This is a genomic window from Mycobacterium sp. ITM-2016-00318 (assembly GCF_002968285.2).
Taxonomy (GTDB): Bacteria; Actinomycetota; Actinomycetes; order Mycobacteriales; family Mycobacteriaceae; genus Mycobacterium.
In genome coordinates, this window is the sequence record NZ_CP134400.1 from 3,980,090 (window position 1) to 3,999,985 (window position 19,896).

At 66.2% G+C, this 19,896-nt stretch carries 24 protein-coding genes and 2 pseudogenes; 10 read left to right on the forward strand and 16 right to left on the reverse strand.

Annotated elements, in window-relative coordinates; genetic code table 11:
* Positions 1-16: 16 nt before the first annotated feature.
* A complete protein-coding gene (locus C6A82_RS19435; protein WP_105342999.1) occupies positions 17-1,483 on the reverse strand; it encodes a peptide MFS transporter in 1,467 nt (488 codons plus the stop codon).
* Here C6A82_RS19435 and C6A82_RS19440 point away from each other — a divergent pair.
* A complete protein-coding gene (locus C6A82_RS19440) occupies positions 1,482-1,667 on the forward strand; it encodes a hypothetical protein (protein WP_142405894.1) in 186 nt (61 codons plus the stop codon). The two genes, C6A82_RS19435 and C6A82_RS19440, sit on opposite strands and share 2 nt — an antisense overlap.
* Here the strand turns inward: C6A82_RS19440 and C6A82_RS19445 are convergent.
* Together C6A82_RS19445 and C6A82_RS19450 are read right to left on the reverse strand one after the other, a co-directional pair.
* Positions 1,664-1,879 carry a hypothetical protein gene (locus C6A82_RS19445; RefSeq protein ID WP_105343001.1) on the reverse strand — a complete coding sequence of 72 codons (216 nt, stop codon included), beginning with the start codon at positions 1,877-1,879 and terminating at the stop codon, positions 1,664-1,666. The genes C6A82_RS19440 and C6A82_RS19445 overlap by 4 nt on opposite strands.
* Before the next feature lie 195 nt (positions 1,880-2,074).
* A complete protein-coding gene (locus C6A82_RS19450) occupies positions 2,075-2,746 on the reverse strand; it encodes a DUF899 domain-containing protein (protein ID WP_105343002.1) in 672 nt (223 codons plus the stop codon).
* A gap of 46 nt (positions 2,747-2,792) precedes the next feature.
* Here C6A82_RS19450 and C6A82_RS19455 point away from each other — a divergent pair, with 46 nt between their 5' ends.
* Positions 2,793-3,251 carry a hypothetical protein gene (locus C6A82_RS19455; RefSeq protein ID WP_105343004.1) on the forward strand — a complete coding sequence of 153 codons (459 nt, stop codon included), beginning with the start codon at positions 2,793-2,795 and terminating at the stop codon, positions 3,249-3,251.
* Here the strand turns inward: C6A82_RS19455 and C6A82_RS19460 are convergent.
* A complete protein-coding gene (locus C6A82_RS19460) occupies positions 3,235-4,116 on the reverse strand; it encodes an LLM class flavin-dependent oxidoreductase (RefSeq protein ID WP_105343006.1) in 882 nt (293 codons plus the stop codon). The two genes, C6A82_RS19455 and C6A82_RS19460, sit on opposite strands and share 17 nt — an antisense overlap.
* Before the next feature lie 104 nt (positions 4,117-4,220).
* Here C6A82_RS19460 and C6A82_RS19465 point away from each other — a divergent pair, with 104 nt between their 5' ends.
* The 4 genes from C6A82_RS19465 (at position 4,221) to C6A82_RS19480 (ending at position 7,642) form a co-directional block, all read left to right on the forward strand.
* Positions 4,221-4,634 (forward strand): VOC family protein, encoded by a 414-nt coding sequence (locus C6A82_RS19465; protein ID WP_105343008.1) that lies wholly within the window; start codon positions 4,221-4,223, stop codon positions 4,632-4,634.
* 132 nt (positions 4,635-4,766) lie between these two features.
* Entirely contained in the window at positions 4,767-6,089 is a 1,323-nt protein-coding gene (locus tag C6A82_RS19470) for a histidine kinase (protein ID WP_311101414.1), read from the forward strand.
* Positions 6,077-6,721: a response regulator transcription factor gene (locus tag C6A82_RS19475; RefSeq protein WP_105342511.1), complete on the forward strand. Its 645-nt coding sequence runs from the start codon at positions 6,077-6,079 to the stop codon at positions 6,719-6,721. Before C6A82_RS19470 ends, C6A82_RS19475 begins: the two co-directional genes overlap by 13 nt.
* A gap of 21 nt (positions 6,722-6,742) precedes the next feature.
* Positions 6,743-7,642, forward strand: coding sequence for a DUF4097 family beta strand repeat-containing protein (locus C6A82_RS19480; RefSeq protein WP_105342509.1), 900 nt, complete (start codon positions 6,743-6,745; stop codon positions 7,640-7,642).
* A gap of 21 nt (positions 7,643-7,663) precedes the next feature.
* On the opposite strand, the gene C6A82_RS19485 is transcribed toward C6A82_RS19480, so the two are convergent.
* Both C6A82_RS19485 and C6A82_RS19490 read right to left on the reverse strand, forming a co-directional pair.
* Complete coding sequence (locus C6A82_RS19485) at positions 7,664-8,683, reverse strand: nitronate monooxygenase (protein WP_105342514.1); 1,020 nt, start codon at positions 8,681-8,683, stop codon at positions 7,664-7,666.
* Positions 8,684-8,736: 53 nt separating this feature from the next.
* Positions 8,737-9,120 (reverse strand): GNAT family N-acetyltransferase, encoded by a 384-nt coding sequence (locus tag C6A82_RS19490; protein WP_311101415.1) that lies wholly within the window; start codon positions 9,118-9,120, stop codon positions 8,737-8,739.
* An 88-nt stretch (positions 9,121-9,208) separates the two neighbouring features.
* Between C6A82_RS19490 and C6A82_RS19495 the strand changes: the two genes are divergently transcribed.
* Entirely contained in the window at positions 9,209-9,598 is a 390-nt protein-coding gene (locus C6A82_RS19495) for a VOC family protein (protein WP_105342512.1), read from the forward strand.
* Here C6A82_RS19495 and C6A82_RS19500 read toward each other — a convergent pair.
* Entirely contained in the window at positions 9,570-10,226 is a 657-nt protein-coding gene (locus C6A82_RS19500; protein WP_105342505.1) for a maleylpyruvate isomerase family mycothiol-dependent enzyme, read from the reverse strand. The genes C6A82_RS19495 and C6A82_RS19500 overlap by 29 nt on opposite strands.
* Entirely contained in the window at positions 10,213-11,274 is a 1,062-nt protein-coding gene (locus tag C6A82_RS19505; protein WP_142405877.1) for an alpha/beta hydrolase, read from the reverse strand. The genes C6A82_RS19500 and C6A82_RS19505 overlap by 14 nt, the downstream gene beginning before the upstream one ends.
* Between C6A82_RS19505 and C6A82_RS19510 the strand changes: the two genes are divergently transcribed.
* The gene (locus tag C6A82_RS19510; protein WP_105342501.1) at positions 11,192-11,809 is read left to right on the forward strand and encodes a TetR/AcrR family transcriptional regulator; all 618 of its coding nucleotides are present in this window, start codon (positions 11,192-11,194) and stop codon (positions 11,807-11,809) included. The genes C6A82_RS19505 and C6A82_RS19510 overlap by 83 nt on opposite strands.
* Here C6A82_RS19510 and C6A82_RS19515 read toward each other — a convergent pair.
* Entirely contained in the window at positions 11,806-12,315 is a 510-nt protein-coding gene (locus tag C6A82_RS19515; protein WP_105342499.1) for an RrF2 family transcriptional regulator, read from the reverse strand. The genes C6A82_RS19510 and C6A82_RS19515 overlap by 4 nt on opposite strands.
* A gap of 60 nt (positions 12,316-12,375) precedes the next feature.
* Between C6A82_RS19515 and C6A82_RS19520 the strand changes: the two genes are divergently transcribed.
* Positions 12,376-13,203 (forward strand): nitrilase-related carbon-nitrogen hydrolase, encoded by an 828-nt coding sequence (locus C6A82_RS19520; protein ID WP_199193624.1) that lies wholly within the window; start codon positions 12,376-12,378, stop codon positions 13,201-13,203.
* Here C6A82_RS19520 and C6A82_RS19525 read toward each other — a convergent pair.
* The 5 genes from C6A82_RS19525 to cysD form a co-directional block, all read right to left on the reverse strand.
* Positions 13,192-13,851: a pyridoxamine 5'-phosphate oxidase family protein gene (locus C6A82_RS19525; protein WP_105342496.1), complete on the reverse strand. Its 660-nt coding sequence runs from the start codon at positions 13,849-13,851 to the stop codon at positions 13,192-13,194. The two genes, C6A82_RS19520 and C6A82_RS19525, sit on opposite strands and share 12 nt — an antisense overlap.
* Before the next feature lie 11 nt (positions 13,852-13,862).
* Entirely contained in the window at positions 13,863-14,462 is a 600-nt protein-coding gene (locus C6A82_RS19530; RefSeq protein WP_311101416.1) for a cysteine hydrolase family protein, read from the reverse strand.
* A gap of 174 nt (positions 14,463-14,636) precedes the next feature.
* Entirely contained in the window at positions 14,637-15,374 is a 738-nt protein-coding gene (locus C6A82_RS19535) for a 3'(2'),5'-bisphosphate nucleotidase CysQ (protein ID WP_105341271.1), read from the reverse strand.
* Positions 15,371-17,215 (reverse strand): sulfate adenylyltransferase subunit CysN, encoded by a 1,845-nt coding sequence (gene cysN / locus C6A82_RS19540; protein WP_311101417.1) that lies wholly within the window; start codon positions 17,213-17,215, stop codon positions 15,371-15,373. The genes C6A82_RS19535 and cysN overlap by 4 nt, the downstream gene beginning before the upstream one ends.
* Positions 17,215-18,144 (reverse strand): sulfate adenylyltransferase subunit CysD, encoded by a 930-nt coding sequence (cysD, locus tag C6A82_RS19545; protein WP_105341610.1) that lies wholly within the window; start codon positions 18,142-18,144, stop codon positions 17,215-17,217. Before cysD ends, cysN begins: the two co-directional genes overlap by 1 nt.
* Positions 18,145-18,377: 233 nt before the next feature.
* On the opposite strand from cysD, the pseudogene C6A82_RS19550 reads away from it, so the two are divergent.
* A pseudogene (locus C6A82_RS19550) lies at positions 18,378-18,799 on the forward strand (PaaI family thioesterase).
* A 123-nt stretch (positions 18,800-18,922) separates the two neighbouring features.
* On the opposite strand, the gene C6A82_RS19555 reads toward C6A82_RS19550, so the two are convergent.
* Both C6A82_RS19555 and C6A82_RS19560 read right to left on the reverse strand, forming a co-directional pair.
* Complete coding sequence (locus C6A82_RS19555; RefSeq protein ID WP_105341612.1) at positions 18,923-19,414, reverse strand: carbonic anhydrase; 492 nt, start codon at positions 19,412-19,414, stop codon at positions 18,923-18,925.
* A 105-nt stretch (positions 19,415-19,519) separates the two neighbouring features.
* A pseudogene (locus tag C6A82_RS19560) lies at positions 19,520-19,893 on the reverse strand (glycosyl transferase); the annotation flags it as partial.
* Between the last annotated feature and the right edge of the window lie 3 nt (positions 19,894-19,896).

Consider the following 19,896-nt stretch of genomic DNA (forward strand, 5'->3'; position numbering starts at 1 on the left):
GCAACCGCGGCAGGCGCTAGTGCACGCCCTCCATCTCGCGGCTGATCCATGGCGCAAGGGCGAACACGATCACGCCTGCGACGATCGCCACCGCGCCGATGATCCCGAAGTAGGCGAACTCCCGGCTCGCGTCGTAGTACTTGGCGAGCACCCCCGACATCGATGTGCCAAGACCGACCGAGAAGAAGTACAGTGCCATCATCTGCGCCCGAAACGCTTCCGGCGCAAGCTTTGTCGTCACCGACAACCCGATCGGCGAGAGCAACAGCTCCGAGACCGCGAACACGGCGAGGACAGCGGCGACAAACAGAGCCGGGACCGTCTTGCCCTCCGTGCCTGCCATCGGCAGGAACAGCAGGAATGCGAGACCCATACCGATCACCCCGTACGCGAACTTGCGCGGTGTCGTCGGTGCGCGGTTGCCGAGCCTGGTCCACAAGATCGCGAACAGCGGCGAGAGCAGGATGATCCACACCGGTTCGACGGAACCGATCCAGCTCGACGGTGCGGTCCATCCGAAGATCGACCAGTTCATCCGCTCGTCGGAGTAAACCGCGAGCACGGTGAAGATCTGCTGGAACAGCGACCAGAACACCGCGTTGGCGATGAAAAGCGGAATGAAGGCGCGCACGCGCGTCCGCTCGACGGGTTCCACCTTCGAGCTGCTGAGCATCACCGCGAAGTAGGCGATCGACGCCACGATGATCACCCCTGTGGTGACCTGCGAGAGGTTCGCCAACTTGACAAGACCGGTGACGAACGCGACGACCACCACCACGACGACAACGATCACGGCCCCGACGATGACTTTGATTCCGCTGCGCGGCAACGGGTTCGGCACATGACGGCCGTGATCGCCGAGGTTCTTGCGGAAGAAGACGTACTGCGCGAGGCCGACTGCCATGCCGACCGCGGCGGCGCCGAAGCCCCAGTGGAAGCCGATTCGGGTCTGCAGCAGACCGGTGATCAGCGGCCCGATGAACGCGCCGAGGTTGATGCCGAGATAGAACAGCGTGAATCCGCCGTCACAGCGGGGGTCGCCTTTCTCGTAGAGCGTGCCGAGCAGCGACGACGCATTCGCCTTCAAGGCGCCCGAGCCGAGCGCGACCAACACGAGGCCCACGGCGACGCCGGCCAAGTCGGGAATGACCGCGAGCGCGATGTGGCCACACATCACCACCACACCGCCGTAGAACACGGTGCGCTCCATGCCGAGCACCCGGTCGGCTACCCAGCCGCCCAGCACGGTGGACAGGTACACCAGTCCGCCGTAGGCGCCGACGATGCCCGTCGCGGTGGCTTTCGGCAGCTCGAGGCCGCCCTCGGTGACGGTGTAGTAGAGGTAGTAGCCGAGGATGGTGAGCATCCCGTAAAACGAAAAGCGCTCCCACAACTCGACGCCGAAGAGGTTGGCGAGACCGATCGGATGTCCGAACAGCGTGCGTCCGGGCGGCTTCTCGTCGGTCTGTCCCACGGTTGTCATGTGGGCCAGCTTTACCACCCCCAACCGCGCGCCGGAAGGTGTTTCTGAGGCATCGCAGGTAGGCCGTCCGACGCTGTCGCCCCGTCGTGGAAGGCTGGCGGCCATGGCGTTCAAGGTGCATTTCCGTGGGCAGGCGCAGCCGCAGGAGTTCGGCGACGACGATTACGAAACCGACGAAGACTAGTTCGACCGCCGCTTCCGCCGCTTGCGATGGCTGGCGACGAACTCGGCATCGTAGAAGGGTGACGAGGTCGGCGCTTCGGCTCTGGCGCGCTTCTGGGTGCGGCGCTGCAGCAGTTCGATCAGCTCAACGGGCTTGACCCACTCCACCGGCTCGGCCGGGGAGACTGCCCGATTCTCGTCGGTCGTCGAATCGCGTTCGTGGTCGCTAGTCATACTCGACGCCGCGCGGCGGCTGGGCGGTCAGACCGACGCCAGATAACAAATCAACACAACGCTTGCCGGCGATGCGGAAGAACCTTGTCCAACGCAAACTTCCTGATCAACCTCTCTGCATGACCGTCGTGGCGAACCGACTAGCTAATCATAATTGACACCTGCGAAGATTTCTAATTCTCCGGATGGATGTGGTCAGTACGAGTCGTGCAGCCGCATCCACTCGTATGGCGGTTGCTGCGGCCAACCCTCGGGTGAGTCCTCCCAAATCTCCTGGCGCCCGTACGGGGTGAGGTCGAGCAGGTCGAACACCAGCATGAACGGCTCCTCACCTCGCGCGGACGTCGACCAGGTGTGAAAAAGGCGCTCACCGTCGCGAAGGAACACGCTGATTACCTGCCGCTCGTCGCCGTCCACAGTCGCCCGAAAGTCCTCGTTGAACGTCGGCTTCGACGACACCCACGGCAGCGTCCACCCCATCCGATCGCGGAAGGTCAGCAGCTTGCGCAGCGGCGCCCGCGAAATCAGCACGAACGACGTGTCTTTCGCGTTGAGGTGCGACAGCGGAGGGATGGAGTCGGCCATCATCGAACAACCGTCACAGCCCTCCTCCCAATCGGGTCCGAACATGAAGTGCTGAACGATGAGTTGCCTGCGGCCCTCGAACAGTTCGAGCAGCGACTTCGGCCCCTCCTCCGAATCGAAGAAGTACTGCTGCGTGATCTCAACCATCGGCAGCCGTCGACGCGCCGCGCTTACCGCGTCCTTCAGTCGGGTGAGTGCCTTCTCCTTCACTAGCAGTTCCGCGCGCGCCTTCTCCCATTCGGTGCGCGACACGATCGGCGGCATGCAGGCGTCATCGGTCATGTCTGCAGCCTGCCATTCGGACGTCAGCCGCTGATACGTTCAGGCCGTGCGAACCAGGTTCGACTTCGACTTCGTGACAACCGCGACCCCAGATCAGGTCGTCGAGTTGATGACGGATTTCTCCGCCGACCGGCCGCTGCGCTGGCCAGCGTCATCGGAGGCGGCGTTCGAGGTGTATCGCGTCGGTGACACGGATGCGGAAATCCGTGAAGGGCAGGACTTTCCGAAGCTATGGGCACGATGGCACTACGACTGGGCGCAACCCGGGACAGTCACGCTGACGATCGTGGAGGCCGAAGCCTTGCATCCCGGCGGCTTCATGTCCTTGACGGCGACGCCGCGGTCCGAGGGTGGCAGCGCCGTGCACGCGGTGTGGGATCAGTCGTCGAGGAACCTTCGCGGGCTGGTGGCGGTGGCGACGATGCGCCTGATCGGTCGCCGCTTTCTGTCGTCGTACTACAGGAGGGTGTACGACAACTACACCGCACCTAGCGCAAGTCCTTGATGACGTCGGCGACCCTTCGCACCTGTTCGACGTCGGAGGTCGTCGGGATGAGGTGAACCTCGTCGGTGCCGATGTCGTCGAATTTCTTCAGCACGGCCAGCAACTCGTCCTCGTCGCCCGCCCACCCGGTAGTGGGCGCCATGGCGTCGACGTACTCGGCCGGTATCCAGTTCATGTAGCGGCGAAGGTGCCGGTGAACCTGCGCGCGGGCTTCTTCACCGTCGCCGAGTGCGAACCAGAACGACGTCGCCAGAAGCGGCTTGGGCTTCCCGGCCTGCGCCCAGGCGCTCCGGGCCACGTCGTACAGCTCGTTCTGTTTGGCGGTGTCGAGGTCGAGGGTCGTGCCCGCGAGGCCGTCTGCCCAGGACGCCGCCGACTGCACGGTCTTCGGGCCCATCGTCCCGACGAGCAGCGGCGGCCCCGGCCTCTGCACCGGTGAAGGCCCGACCGGTATCACCGAATCAGCCACCTTCTCACCTGCCCAGACACGCTTCATCACCGCAACCAGGTGTGCCATCCCCCGCATCGTCTGAGTCGCCGGGTCAGCGCCGACCGCGTCGTAATCCTCGCGGCGGCCGCCGATTCCAAGGCCGAGGGTGAGCCTGCCACCGCTGAGCATGTCGCCGGTCGCGATCGCTTTCGCCAGCATCACCGGGTCGTGCAACTGCGGCACGATCACCGTCGTCACCAGTCGAACGCGGTCGGTCCAGGCTGCCAGCGCGCCGAGCAGGGTGATCGCCTCCGGGTTGTCGAACGCGATCCGCTCGCCCCAGCACAGCGACGAGAACGGCCCGTCGTCGATGGTCCTGGCCCACGTCTCGAGGAAACCGGCGTCGAGATCGGGCTCCATCACCGGCATCGTCATCCCTACCTGCACGACGGCGATTGTGACACGTCTCGCACGCCGCCGGGTTCGCGCACGAGCTCCGGCATTCGGAACGCTTCTCCGTGTGCTGGCAGCATGGGGTCATGGCAATAAACACGACGTCCATCCAGCACGTCAGGCTGACCGTCACCGACATCGCGCGATCACGCAAGTTCTACGACAGCGTCTTCGGCTGGCCCGTCATGCTGGAGGTGCCCGACGATGCCGACGCCGAAACGCTGGAGAAGCTGTGGTTCCTGTTCGGCGGCGTCATCTACCGCACGGGCGACATCTTGATCGGCCTGCGGCCGGTGGGAGACGGCAGCTTCGACGAGGACCGCGTCGGCCTCGACCACCTGGCCTTCGGATTGAACACCAAGGACGAACTAGAAGCGGCCGCAGCGCATCTCGACGATCTCGGTATTCCCCACGAGCGGATCAAGGACATCGGCATCTCACACATCCTCGAGTTCCGCGATCCTGACAACATCGCGCTGGAACTCATCGCCCTCAAATAGCGGTTTAGGCGCGTTTGGTCACGCTGAGCGTGACTGCGCGCGCCGAAATCGCCCGGTGTGGGGGTTATCCCCCGCGATGGTCTCGGGAAAACGCCATGTTGCTCGGCGCGCGATCTCCCTAGGTTGGTAGACATGGTTGCAGTCACCTCCCCTCCAGCGCCGCCAACCACGGTCGATGTGCCGGATACGGCCGTCACCGCCCCGAGACCGGCCCGACACATCGGCGTGGTCCCGACGGCGTCGATGATCACCGGCGCCGCGATCGCGGTGGTGTGGCTGTGGATCCCGTTGACGATTCTTGTCGTCGGCATCTCGTCCATCCCGTCCGTCGTCGGCTTCGCGATCGCCGTCGTCGTGTTCGTCTACCTGATGCGCGGGGTGGAGTGGCTGGAACGGCTTCGCAGTGAAGCCGTGTTCGGCATGGGGATCTCCGTCCCGCACCGCAACATGTCGCACTACACCGGTTTTCAGCGGTGGCTACTCCAACTGTGGTTGGACGTCAGCAGCGCCAGGTTCTGGAAGGGGGCCGGGCACCACCTTCTGCGGGCAATCTACGACGCCGCGGCGACCGGTCTCGCGTTCGCGCTGATGGTCTTCGCGTTCATCGGACCTGCCGCGGCGATCGCGGTCCGGCAGAGTGACGACGACGCCGGGCTGACGTTCCTCTCGCCGCCGCTCGCCTTCGCGCTCGCGGTGATCGCACTGCTCGCGGCGGCGGCGATCCTGGTGCTCGCGCCCGCGCTGGACGCCGCCATTGACCGATGGCTGCTTTCGCCGTCTCCGACGGCAGCGCTGAAATTCCAGGTCAGCGCCCTATCCCAGGCACGCCAGGGCGCGGTGTCGTCCGCGCAGACCGAGCGGCACCGGATCGAGCGGGATCTGCATGACAGCGTGCAGCCGCGGCTGGTGTCGCTGGCGATGACCATCGGTCTCGCGCAGACCAAGCTCGACGGCGATCTGCCGCAGGCCAAGAAGCTGATCGCCGAAGCGCACGAGGACGCCAAGAGCGCACTCGTCGAGCTTCGCAACGTGGTGCGGGGCATCGCACCCACCATCCTCGCCGACCGCGGACTCGACGCCGCCCTGTCATCGGTGGTCCAGCGAGCCGAAACCCTCGGCGTGCCGGCCACTCTCGATATTCACCTGCCGCACCGGCTGCCCGATGAGACGGAGTCGGTCGCCTACTTCGTCGTCGCCGAGGCGCTGACGAACGTCGCCAAGCACGCGCAGGCCACACAGGCCATCGTCACCGTGCGACTCGACGAGGCCGCCGGCCAGTTGCACGTCTCGGTGTTCGACAACGGCCGAGGCGGCGCGGCGATCGCGACGAACGAGGACGCAACCGGCCTGCGCGGGCTCGAGGAGCGGGTGCGGGCAGCCGGCGGCAGCTTCTCCGTCGCCAGCCCCGCGACCGGTCCCACCATCGTGACGGCGGTTCTGCCATGCGCATCGTGATCGCCGAAGACTCCGCGCTGCTGCGCGCGGGCATCGAGCGCATCCTCACCGATGCCGGCCACGACGTCATCGCCGGTGTGCCCGACGCGACCAATCTTCTTCGGCTGGTCAACGACAGCAGGCCGGATCTGGCTATCGTGGACGTGCGGATGCCGCCGATATTCACCGACGAAGGCATCCGCGCCGCCGCGCTGTTGCGCAGCCAGAACCCCGAATCCCCGGTGTTGGTGCTCTCGCACTACGTCGAGGAGCGCTATGCCGCTGACTTGATCGCTTCCGACACAAAGGGATTCGGCTATCTGCTGAAGGATCGCGTGGCCGACGTGCCCGCCTTCCTCGACGCGGTCGCCGTCGTCGGCGGCGGTGGCACCGTCCTCGATCCCGAGGTGGTGTCACAGATCCTGGTGCGTTCCCATCGACGGGCGGTACTCGACCAGCTCACGCCACGCGAACACGAGGTGCTGCAGCTGATGGCGGAGGGTAAGACCAACTCCGCGATCGCCGCTGCCCTGCACATGTCGACGGGCTCCGCTGAGAAACACATCGCCTCGATTTTCACCAAGTTGGATCTCGCCCCCGACGAAAGCGAGAACCGCCGAGTGCTCGCGGTTCTGCGCTACCTCGAATCCTGATCCAGCAGAAAGGTTTTCACCGTGACGACCATCGCTCCTCCTCCTGCGCCGCCGGTCACCCCACAGCCCGCGTCACCGCCGCCGCTTTCCGCAGGCGGGCGCACGGCGATCAGGGTGCTGCTCATCGGCGCCGCCGCCGTGCTCGTGCTGGGCAGTCTCGGCACTCTTTCAGTCGCGGCGCTGGGGCTGTCGACGTTCCGTGTGATCACCGACAGCAAGAGTCTGCCGTCGGCGATGCGCTCGTTGGTCATCGACACAGGCCGGCTGCCGATGGCGGTCCGCATCACGACCGACCGTGCTGCCACTGAACCCCGCGCCGATATGCGCATGATCAATTCGACACGGGCGGGAGAACATCCGCTCACCGTGACCGCTGACGGTGCAGACACCCGCATCGCCATCAGCGGCGAGCCCTCACCGTTCCTGCAGTGGGGGCGGGCCGGCGAGATCAAGGTGGTGCTCCCGCCCGAGCTTGCGCGCAGGCTCGCTGTCACCAGCCGCCAGGAGAACGGGGTGCTGATGGCCCAGGCCGACATCGACCAGTTGACCGCGCATACGGAGAACGGGGCGATACTGCTCAGCGGGTCGGCCCGCCGTGTCGAGGCGCACACCGACAACGGCGACGTGATCACGCGGTCCGCGATCGCGGTCACCGATTCGTTCAGCGCGACGACCGACAACGGCGACGTGGAAGTGGACTTCACGGATGCCGCGCCGCGGACAGTGGAGGCGACCTCCGACAACGGCGACATTCGGATCGGGCTGCCGCCGCGCGGGCCCTACCTGGTCAACGCCAACACCGGGAACGAGCGGGGTTCGACGGTCGTGCGGGTTCCTCGAACGACGAACAGCGAAGCCGCGGCCGCGGTGATCACGGCGCGAACGGGAAACGGCGACATCGTCGTCGACGATCTCCGCTAGGTGATTTCGGCGCGTTACCCGCTAGGTGAGCGATCCCATGAGCTCGGCCACCGAACCGGTCCGGATCGATTTGAAGCCGGTTCCGGCCCACACGTTGGTGGCGTGCGGATCACCTGCGCGCACCGACCCGGCGCGCAACGGCCCGGTGAGGTAGTGGATCTCTGGATAGCCGAACGGCGCCTGTGCTTCGTGGTCATCGATGAAGCGGTTGCGGAGCCCGCGGGCGTAGCGGCCGGAGAAGGATCTGGTCACAGCGGTTTCGGTGAATTGCGAATCCTGCAGAGCCTTGCGATGCACCCGGCTGCTACCTGCCTCCTCGGCGAGCAGGAAGGCGGTACCCAGTTGCGCGGCGACCGCACCTGCGTCGATGACCGCGCTGACGTCCTCGGCGCTAATCAGGCCACCGGCTGCGATGACGGGCCCGCCGAACCGCCCGATGACGGCGGCGAGCAGGTCGTTCAACGGCTGCGGATTCGGTTCGGCCACCGGGTCGAAGGTGCCGCGGTGCCCGCCCGCTGCCGGGCCCTGCACCGCGATCGCATCCACCCCGCAGTCGATCGCGGCCTCCGCTTCACCGACTGACGTCACGGTGCCGACCGTGGCGATGCCCGCCTCACGCAGGCGCCTGCATTCCTCGCCGCTCGGCAGCCCGAACGTGAACGAGGCCACCTCGGGCCGAAGGTCGAGCAGCACCTCCACCTTGGCCGCCCAGTCGTCGTCGGTGTACACCGGATCGCCCAGCGTGACCCCGTATCGCTCGGCATCCGGTGCCAGCGCCGCGGCGTACGCTTCGATCGCTTCAGACGTGGCCGCGCTGGGTTGCGGCACGAACAGGTTGATTCCGAGCGGTCCCGTCGTCAGATCGCGCGCGGCGACGACCCGTTCTGCGAGCGCATCGGCGCTCAGGTAGCCGGCCGCGACGAAGCCGAGTCCTCCAGCGTTGCCAGCGGCGGCGGCCAGTTCGGGCGTCGACGGGCCGCCCGCCATCGGTGCGACGATCACCGGGACCGCAAGGTCCCGAGTGTCAAAGCGGTTCGACATCATCGCCTCCGATCATTCGAGGGATCATTCGTATCACGCCGAACTGCCGCCGGTCAGGAGACGACCGCCTGGCCGAACTGCAGGACATCTTGCGGTTCTCTGCCCAGATTCGGAAACACGGTATGCCGCACCAACCTTCCCTCCAACGACAATCCCGCCCGTGACAGCACCCGCGCCGACCGCGTGTTGTCGACATGGCAAATCGCTGATAGCCGGCGCACCATCGGATCGCTCGTCATTTCGGCGAGCAGCAGGTCTACCACCTCGGCGATCAGCCGCTGCCCCCCACCGGCGGGCCAGTACATAGCCGAACTCCGGCGCGTCTCCTCGACGTCGGGATGCAGAGTCCAGGTGACGTAGCGCGTGACCTCGGGGTCCGAGGCGACGGAGGCGAACAATTCCTCGGCGTCGTCTAGCCGCGGCGCGCGCAGTGTCACTCGCGGTCCCTCCATGACTCCGACGTCGAAAATGACGCCGATCTTCCATGAGGCCGTGGATCGAACGAAAGTGGTTTACTGGCAATACATGAGCGTCAAGTTGAACCACACCATCGTCGCCGCGAAGAACAAGAAGCAGTCGGCGACCTTTCTCACCGAGCTGTTCGACCTTCCCGATGCGCAGCCCTTCGGCCACTTTCTCGTGGTGAACGTCGCCAACGACGTCAGCCTCGACTACGCCGAGGTGTCCGACGGCGAGGAGATCCGCCCACAGCATTACGCGTTCCTGGTGTCGGAGGACGAGTTCGACTCGATCTACCGCAAGATCAGCCGCCGCGGCATCGAGCACTGGGCCGACCCACGAGGGAGCAGACCCGGCGAGATCAACCACAACGACGGCGGCCGCGGCGTCTACTTCCGGGACCCTGCAGGCCACTACCTGGAGATCATCACCCGCCCGTACGGGTCGGGCGGCTGAGCCTGGACTCGAGGACAACAACCCCCTCGCCCCGTAGCCGTTCCAGCATGTGTGGCCGACTGCCCAGGACGGATACCAGCTCCGCGGCGCGACCTTCCACGACGGGTCCGTGCTCGCCATGACGCCAGGCGGCATCTGTCGTTCGTAACCGCAGACCCCTCGCGTTACCAAAGGCCGGTACGAACGGATTGGGCACACTCACTTGGGTATTGAGAACCGCGATAAGGGCGTCGTGCGCGATGTCGGGATTCCGGCCCAGCGCGAAGATGATATCGAGCTCGTGAGTGACGTGATCGCCGAGAAACAACCGCGACGGAAAGTAGCGGCCGAGACCCCTTGGGCGTCGGCTCAGCCGCTCGAAATCATCGAGCAGGTCGGCCGCCGACCGGCGAGCGGCCATCGCTATCGCCATCTCGGCGTTCGCATTGTCGAATATGCCTCGATGGTGCACAAGGGCGGCGGCCATGTTTCCCGGCGCTGCGCTCAGACCGACCACCAGATGAGCGAGCACCTCCTGGTTGGTCCAGGCGTCACACAGGCTCGGACGGGTCCAGTCGTCGGCGCTGAGAACGCGCGCGTGCGCGCAGAACCTCTCGTCGTTGTATCGAAGCAGCTCACGCACCGACATCGAGATGCTCCCGCAGGAAGGCGGTCTGATCGGCGAGGACCTGCTCGACCAGCGGCGGATGATAGATCTCGAAATGGTCGGAGTCGTAGTGACGCGCGATGCCGCGGGGTGCCCTGCGCGCCGTCTCCTCAACGTATTTCGGGTCGATGAGCGTCTCACGGTCGCAGACGCAGACCAGTAGCGGCGCGGTGATCGTGGCCGCGTGCCGCAGCGCTGACGCGACGACGAGACCGAGGACGTCGGCGGCGGCAACCCTGTTCTCGAAGTGACCGCCGGCAGGCACAGTCGAATTCCAGCCCTGCTGGGCGCCGGCGATCGTCACCATCGCCGTACTTCCCGGCGGCCCGACTATCGGCACATACCAACGGCCCCGACGCGCCAGGGCCCGTGCCGCGTCAACGGCGATGTGCGGTGTGAGGCGCAGCGCGGGTGCAACGCCGAGCCTGCGTACGGCCGCGGGCCCGTGGACCATCGGACATTGGACGATCGCAGCCGCGACATCGTCGCGCTTCGCCGCGACGCGCAGCACGCTCATCCCACCGAGACTGGTTCCCCACAGGGCTACGCGTGCTTTGTCGATCACCGGGTGAGCTCCGATGAAATCCAGCGCGGCGTCCACATCGTCACGTTGAGCCCGCAACGAAATATGTTGGCGTGGTCTGCCATCCGACTCGCCGGTGTTGCGGTAGTCGAACGCCAGCGTCGCAATGCCGGATGCGGCGAAGCGCTGCTCGTACTGCGCGAGCATCATCTCATGTGTTGCTCCGAAACCGTGCACGAGCACGACGGCCGAGTGCGGTGCGTCGCCCGGCGGCAACGTCAGCCAGGCGGCGCATCTGGTGCCGCTGGACGAAAAATCGACGCGTTGGGTGGGAATGGTGGCAGGCATGTCGAACTCCTTATAAGTACGGTGTACGTATCGCTTACACTCCTTCACGTACGCTGTACTTGTCAAGAGGAGCGAGATGCGGGCACGATTCACCACCGATGAGATCGCCGCTGCGGCGCTACGGATCGTCGACACCTCGGGAGTGGCGGCACTGAGCATGCGGTCGCTGGCGGCGACGCTCGGAACAGGGCCGATGACGCTCTACAACTACGTCGCGGACAAGGAGGGCCTCGAAGAACTCGTCGTTGCAGCGATCGTTGCCGAGGTGAGCCTGCCTGCGGCGACAGCCGATTGGCAGCACGACGCGCACGCCGTCGCCACCGCGATGTGGCGGGGCATCCGCGCCCATCCGGCGGCGATTCCCCTGGTGTTGACGCGCCGAATGGCCTCATCGACCGGCTTCGGGGCGGCCGACGCGCTCATCTCGGCGTTGGACAGGGCCGACCTGGCCGATCAAGATCGCCTGGCGGCATTCCACTCACTGCTGGCCCTGGTGACCGGCTCGGCGCAGGCCGATCTCGCGGGACCGTTGGTCGCTGCCCGCATCGGGTCGGTGGCGGGCGCGGACTACCCCAATGTGGAGGCGTTGTCGAAGGTCGCGGTGGAGTCAACCGCCGAGGACGACTTCGACCGTGGACTGCGAATGTTGCTCGACGGCATCGCATCTCGACGACGAACGCGCCGCCGTGGCTAGCGGACGGTGCGCGGTTTGATGTCGCCGGCCTTGCGGCTCCGGTGGCCACGGTCCTTCTCCTGACCGCGGTAGTCGTCGGCGAAGGTCGCCACATGAGGCGGAAGCGCGCTGTTCGCCACGTCGGCCAGGCTGGTTTCCTCCAGCACCGATCGCATGCTCGCCCGCAGCGCCCGCCAGACATCGGTCAGGGACGCCGTCGGCCCGGAGTACGGCAGGTCGCCGAGACCGATGTCGCGCACGCTGGCCAGCGGGCCGTCGATGCACCGCAAGACGTCGGCGATGCTGATCTCGGCCGCGGGCCGGGCCAGTTCATAGCCGCCCTCACGGCCGCGGCGGCTGCGCACCAGGCGGTCGGTGCGCAGGTCAGACAGGATGTCGACCAGAAACTGCGGTGGAATCGACTGCGCCTTGGCCAGGTCGTCGGTCTTGACCACCGAACCCTCTTCGGCTGCGGCCAACTGGACCATCGCCCGGACGGCGTACTCCGCCTTGGCCGACATCCGCATGAATTGAATTCTGCCATCGACAGGGGTGCAAACCGGGCACTAATGCACGACCATCAACGAATGACCACCCGCGTCGCCTGCGCTCAAATACCGCTCTGCATCGGAGATGCCGCAGGAAGCCGCACGACCTGCAGCGCTGCCGTCGAATCGGCCGCCCGCGACGGCGCGCAGATCGTCGTATTACCCGAACTGGCGTCGTCGGGTTACGTCTTCGCCGACCGCGGCGAGCTGTCCTCGCTGGCTGAACACCGCGACGGACCTGCCATCTCGGAGTGGGCCGATCTGGCCCTGGCGTTCGGGCTCACCATCGTCGGCGGATTCCCCGAGGCAGCTGGCGACGCGATCTACAACAGCGCCGCCGTCGTCGATGGAAGCGGGCTGAGAGGCGTCTACCGCAAAGCTCACCTGTGGGACAGCGAGAACGCCGTATTCGACCGCGGCGACGATCTTCCCCTCGTGGTCGACACCGATCACGGGCGCGTTGGAGTCATGCTCTGTTACGACGTCGAGTTCCCGGAATGGGTTCGCGCCGTTGCTCTTTCGGGCGCTGACCTGTTATGCGCCCCGGTGAACTGGCCACTGCTGCCGCGGCCGGAGGGCGAGCGGCCGACCGAGATGGTGCGTGCGCTGGCAGGAGCGGGCATGAACCGGATGCCGATTGCGGTGTGCGACCGTGTCGGCACCGAACGCGGCCAGGACTGGATCGGTGGCAGCGTGATCACCGACGCAGACGGTTATCCGATCGCCATGGCCCAATTCGGAAAGGCGGATCTGGTCATCGCCGACGTCGACCTCGCGGCGTCGCGGACCAAGCGGATCAACAGCCACAACGACGTGCACGGCGACCGCCGCACGGACCTCTACCGCCGCACCGCGTTACTGGACTGACGGCGGCGCACCCGTCATCGCCCGCACCGACTCCGGCACCGGGATGCCGGACCGCAGGTCGGGTGCGGGAAGCGGCGCACCGTAGGCCACCGACATCGGCACGACGCCCGCCCAGGCGCCGCCCGCGATGTCCTCCTCGGGATCATCCGGCCAGCCGTCGCTGACCTTCAGCGACCAGTTGTCCGTCCCGATCGCCAGCCGCAGCGGCAACGTCGCCGCGAGTTCCTTGCGGGTGCTGGCCCGTAGCTCGGCGGTCCGGCCGGGAATGAACGCCTCGGTCAGCCGGTCCAAATAATGGCCCTTCTCGGTATCTCCTACCGGCTCGAACACCCCGAAGACAACGGCGCTGCGATAGCGGAACGAGGACTCGAAACCGCTGCGCGCCACGACGATCCCGTCCAAGCCTGTGACCGAGACGGCCGCCGACGCGCCCGCGGCAAGCGCACGCATCCACGGCGAGCCCGTCGAGCCGTGGATCACGAGTGCGTCATCCACCCTGGCGAAGCCGGTGGGGAAGATCACCGGGTGTCCTTCGCGGACGAGCGCCACGCTGGCAAGCGGTGTGCTGTCGAGGAGGTCGTCGAGCTGATTTCGCGAGGTGGTCTGTTTCTCGCTGAGCCTGCTGACCTTCGTCGATGGTGTCGTCATCTCTGCTTCGCTCAGTTCGGGATCTTCGAGGCGTCGGGCACGACGACAGCGAACAGGTCGGCGATCGCGGCCAGACTCGCAGAATGCAGCACCGAGGCGGGCACCGGGTCGCCACCGACTCCCGGCAGCGCCCTGGTGGCCGTCGCGGCGGCCACCACCGTCGGCGCATAGCCCAGGTTGAAGGCTCCGCGGGCCGTCGAGTTGACGCACATGTGCGTCATGAATCCGGCAAGAACGAGATTCGATGCGTTCGCGGCCTTCAGACGCTCATCCAGATCGGTCTGTACGAACGAGTTCGGATAATTTTTGACCACCACCGGTTCGCCCTCTCGCGGCGCGACACGGTCGACGATCGCGCCGCTTTCACCGTCGATGTCGTACAGCGAACCGGGTCCGTCGGAGTGCTGTATGTGAATGATCGGGATGCCAGCCGACCGCGCCCGGTCGAGCAGGGCGGCTGCCTCGTCGAGCGCCGTCTGGACGCCCTCGAGTTCCATCACGCCGCGGGTATAGGTGTTCTGGCAGTCGATCATGATGAGCGTGGAGTCGGCCAGGCCGGCGGGCGACTGAGGCAGGTCGGCCAGGGCACGCAGGGTTTGTGGTTCGGGCACGCGCCGAGCGTAAGCACAGTGCCGCCGTCTCGGAAGCGTACTGCGCAACACCGCCAAATCCGTTGCGCCTGCGCCTACGGCACACCGTTGATGCCCGGGTGCCGGCCCGGCGGCACGTTGGGGGCCAGGATCGACGTGACACCCGAGGTTGCCCCTGTCGGGTTGACGTCTGCGCTATCGGGTAACGCTCAGAACGGCCTCGGCGAGCTCGGGTCGGCACACGATGAGATCCGGCAGCAGCGGATCGCGCCTGTTGTACTCGAGCGGTGCGCCATCGAGGCGAGACGTGTGCAGCCCGGCGGCGCGAGCCACCGCGACCGGTGCAGCCGAGTCCCATTCATACTGTCCACCGGCATGCACGTAGACGTCGGAGAGACCCTGCACGACGGACGCGACTTTGGCTCCGGCCGAGCCCATCTCGACGAGCACACCGTCGAGGGCGTCACTGACTTCCAGAGCGATTGCGGGAGGCCGGGTCCTCGAGACCACGATGCGGGGCGTGGCCGGTGCCTGCGGCGGTGCGGCGACGTCCGGAGTGGCGAGCGTGATGCCCTGCGCCGGTAAAGCCACCGCGCCGGCGATCAGTTCGCCGTTGCGCCAGAGCGCGACATGCACCGCCCAGTCGTCGCGGCCGAGTTCGGAGAACTCGCGGGTGCCGTCGAGCGGATCGACGATCCACACCCGGTCGGAGCTCAACCTGACGGGGTCGTCAGCGCCCTCCTCGGACAGCACCGCGTCAGCGGGTCGGTCGGATGTCAGCGCCTCCATGAGGAAGTCATGAGACCGCTTGTCCCCCGCCGCTTTACGTTCGGCGGCACTCGCGTCGGCGAGCTCCTCGCGCACACCGAGAAGCAGCTTGCCGGCCTCGGTGGCCAGCCGAGCGGCGACTTCGTCGTCGCTGCGGTCGGTCACGGACGGCTCTCCAGCAGCTCGACGACGAGATCGGCGAGTTCCTCGGGCGAGCGGTCGGGCGTCAGCCGCAGGTCGGGCTTCTTCGGGCGCTGGTAGGGGCTGTCGATGCCGGTGAAGTGAGTGATCTCACCGGCGCGGGCTTTCGCGTACAACCCCTTCGGGTCGCGGCGTTCACAGTCCTCGAGCGGGGTATCGCAGAACACCTCGAAGAACTCGAGGCCTGAATCGTTGGTGACCTTGCGCGCCAGCGCCCGATGCTCCTCGAGCGGGCTGATGGCAGGCACCAGGACGATCTGACCGGAGTCGGCGAGGATCGCGGCGATGTGGGCCAGCCTGCGCTGGTTCTCGGCCCGGTCGGCCATCGAGAAGCCGAGGTCGGCGTTCAAACCGTGGCGCAGGTTGTCACCGTCGAGAACATAAGCGGGACGGCCCTTCTCGAGAAGCTTCTGCTCGACGAGCATCGCCACCGATGACTTGCCCGATCCGGACAGCCCGGTGAACCAGACCGTGCGGCCCTTGGACAGCCGATCCTCGGAGGTGCACAGTGACTCGTGGCGCACGGTGTTCGGGCTCGCCGTGCGCGCGGTGACGTAGGGCAGAATCATGCCCGCTGCGACGGTGCCGTTGGTGTTCGGGTCGATCAGGATGAACGAACCGGTTGCCGCGTTGCGGCTGTACTCGTCGAGCAGCAGCGGCACCTGCGAGCGCAGCGAGATGCGGCCCAGCTCATTGAGTTTGAGCGCGGTTGCAGTTTTGTCGCGGTGCAGCGTGTTGACATCGAGGCGGTAGTCGAGCGCGCTCACCCTTACCCGTGTGGTGCGGGTGGTGTGCTTGATGATGTAGTCACGACCCGGTTCCAGGGCGGCTTCGTCGGCCATCCAGCACACCGTGGCGTCGAAGTCCTGCGCCACCCGCGGCTGGTTGTTCGGCCGCGCGATCAGGTCGCCGCGCGAAATGTCGATGTCGTCGGCGAGGCTGATCGAGACGGCCATCGGAGGGAACGCCTCGGAGACGGGCCCTGTCGGTCCCTCGATCGACGTGATGCGGCTCGCCTTGCCGGTGGGCAGCACGACGATCTCGTCGCCGGGACGCATGACGCCGCTGGCGACGGTGCCCGCGTAGCTGCGGTGGTCGGCGTGGTCGTGGGTCTGCGGCCGGATCACGTACTGGACCGGGAAGCGCACGTCGACCAGGTTGCGGTCGCCCGCGATGTAGACCTCTTCGAGATGGGACAGCAGCGACGGCCCGTCGTACCACGGGGTGTTCTCCGACTTCGTCACCACGTTGTCGCCCTGCAGAGCCGACAGTGGAATCGTCGTCACGTCCTGCACGTCGAGGCGGGCGGCGAACTCGTAAAAGTCGTCACGGATCTTCTCGAATTGCTCGCGGTCCCAGTTGACCAGGTCCATCTTGTTGACGGCGAGCACGATATGCCGGATGCCCAACAGCGACGCAAGAAAGGCATGCCTGCGCGACTGTTCGAGAAGCCCGTGGCGTGCGTCGACCAGGACGATCGCCAGCTGCGCGGTCGAGGTGCCCGTGACCATGTTGCGCGTGTACTGGATGTGGCCCGGCGTGTCGGCGATGATGAATTTCCGCTTGGCCGTTGCGAAGTAGCGGTATGCGACATCGATGGTGATGCCCTGCTCGCGTTCGGCCCGCAGGCCGTCGGTCACCAGGGCCAGATCGGTGTAGTCGTGCCCGCGTTCCTTGGAGGTGCGCTCGACGGCGGCAAGCTGGTCCTCCATCACGGCCTTGCTGTCGAAGAGCAGGCGGCCGATCAGCGTCGACTTGCCGTCGTCCACCGAGCCCGCGGTCGCGATGCGAAGCAACGTCGCCATCAGAAGTAGCCCTCTCGCTTGCGGTCTTCCATGCCTGCCTCGGAGATCCGGTCGTCGGCGCGGGTGGCGCCGCGTTCGGTGAGCCGCGACACCGCGGTCTCGGCGATCACCTCGGAGACCGTGCCTGCAAGCGACTCCACGCAGCCGGTGCAGGTGACGTCACCGACGGTGCGGAAGCGCACCGTCTTCTCGATCACCTTCTCGTCCTTGCGCGGCTGCAGGTACTTGTGCACGGCCAGCAGCATGCCGTCACGCTCGAAGACCTGACGCTGATGTGCGTAGTAGATCAACGGAAGCTTGATCTTCTCGGCGCCGATATAGGACCAGATGTCGAACTCGGTCCAGTTGGACAGCGGGAAGACGCGGATGTGCTCGCCCTTGTGGTGACGGCCGTTGTACAGGTTCCACAGTTCGGGCCGCTGCGCCTTGGGGTCCCACTGCCCGAACTCGTCACGAAAGCTGAACACCCGCTCCTTCGCGCGCGCCTTCTCCTCGTCGCGGCGGGCACCGCCGAATGCGGCGTCGAACTTGTTCTCGCGGATGGCCCGCAACAGCGTGAAGGTCTGCATGGGGTTGCGCGACGGGATGGTCTCGACCACACGTCCGGCGTCGATGTCGTCCTGCACCTTGGCGACGACCAACCTGACACCGAACTGTGCGACGAGTTCGTCGCGGGTCTGCAGGACCTCGTCGAAGTTGTGGCCGGTGTCGACGTGCATGACCGGGAACGGCAGCCGTCCCGGCGCAAACGCCTTGATCGCCAGGTGCAGCATGACGATGGAGTCCTTGCCGCCGGAGAACAGCAGCACCGGCCGCTCGAATTCGGCGGCCACCTCGCGGATGATGTGGATCGCCTCGGCTTCGAGCGCCCGCAGATGGCTCAACTCGTAGCGCCCGGCAGCCTGCTTGGGCTTGTGCGCGGTCGTCATCCATTCCTCTTTAAGTTGGTAGGTTTGACCATATTAATGAGTATAGTTGTCTATGAAACCAGGCCTGGGCAGGCGATGTCAACGCTCGATGCACCGCGCCGAACGCAGACCGCCGACGTACGCGGCGTGTCGGACGCAGCACGGTCGCTCGCCGCGCGAAGGCCCTACCTGCGCAGGGGAGGGGCTACCTCGGGGGTAATTGATCTGCCGTCGGCGGTGCCGATACTGAATGCATGTCACTTGCTGATGCGCGGACCGGAACCGACGTCATGGCGCAATTCATCCCGGCCTGTCCCCTGGCGGCCAAGCTCGGCATCGTCGCCGAGGAACTCTCGGGCGACGAGATCCGGTTGCGGATGCCGTTCGACCCCACCAACACCACGCTCGGCGACACGGTGCACGGCGGGGCGATCGCCACGCTCGCCGACATGACGGTGATGGCCGCCGCATGGGTGGGCGCCGAGGTTCCCGACGCTCTGCGTGGCGTCCCACGTCGCTGTCGATGCAGTTTCTCGCGCCGGCGCAGGGCACCGACCTGATCGGCATCGGCAGGGTACTGCGACGCGGCAGGACCCTGGTCAACTGCGATGTCGACGTCGTCACGCCCGATGGAGTGGCGGTGGCGAAGGCGATCGCCACCTACAAGGTCGGGTAGGCCGCATCCCACCAGTCGAGCACTCGCGTCCATGGCTGCCCGCCGGGTCGCCTCGGGGCCTTCGAAGTCGAAGCCGGCGGGAAAAATGGCGTCGGCGACCATGGCCCCGACTTCAGCCAGGCGTCAGGTCGTGACCTCGTTCAGCTTGCCCGTGGCTACGTCGAAAACGAAGCCGCGCAACGACTCGTGCTTGGTGACGAAGGGGCTCGCCTCGATCCGGCGGATCGACTGACGCACGTCCTCGTCGATATCGGGAAACGCTTCGGCGGCCCACTCCGGCTTGATCCCGGTCTCGTCCTGGATGGCTTTCTTGAAGTCGTCGTCGGTGAACGTCAGCATCCCGCAGTCGGTGTGGTGGATGAGGATGATCTCCTTGGTGCCCAGCAGCCGTTGACTGATAGCCAGCGAGCGGATCTCGTCATCGGTCACCACGCCGCCCGCGTTGCGGATGACGTGCGCCTCGCCCTCATTCAGGCCGAGGACCCGGTACACGTCGAGCCGGGCGTCCATGCAGGCCACCACTGCGACGTGCTTGGCGGGCGGCAGCGGCAACGGACCCGAGAAGTTCTTCGCATACTCCTCGTTGTTCTTTAGGTACTCGTCCGTCACGGTCATATCGACCTCCTTGTCGGCTCGCAAGCGAGAACACGATAACAACACGGCGCCGAGCCGCCACGAGTCAGAATCACCGCGATTCCTCCGCGCGTGTTGAGGTCAGGTGGCGGGCACGCCTTCGAGCGCCTGCGGGGCAAGCACGCTCCACGAGTTGAGCCCGAAGAAGCGCACCAAACGTCCATCACCCATAGCGCCGCGGGCGTCTTGTCCACGGTGATCGCGTTCGCGGCATCGCTCGAGCCGAACAGCATCGCCGTCCAGTTGTCCGCACCGGCCTGCTCGGCAGCCGAGTAGAAGCTGTTCGCCCATCCGCTCGCCGACAGTTTCCACAGATACAGCGCGGCGGTGCCGACCAGCAGGGCGCTCAGTCCTGCCCGCGAGAAGACGGAAAAGTACCCACGTTCGGCCGTTTTGGGGCACTTTTGCGTCTGCTCAGCAGAAGAAGGCGCGGCAGGGAGAACGAGGGTCACCGACGCGATCGT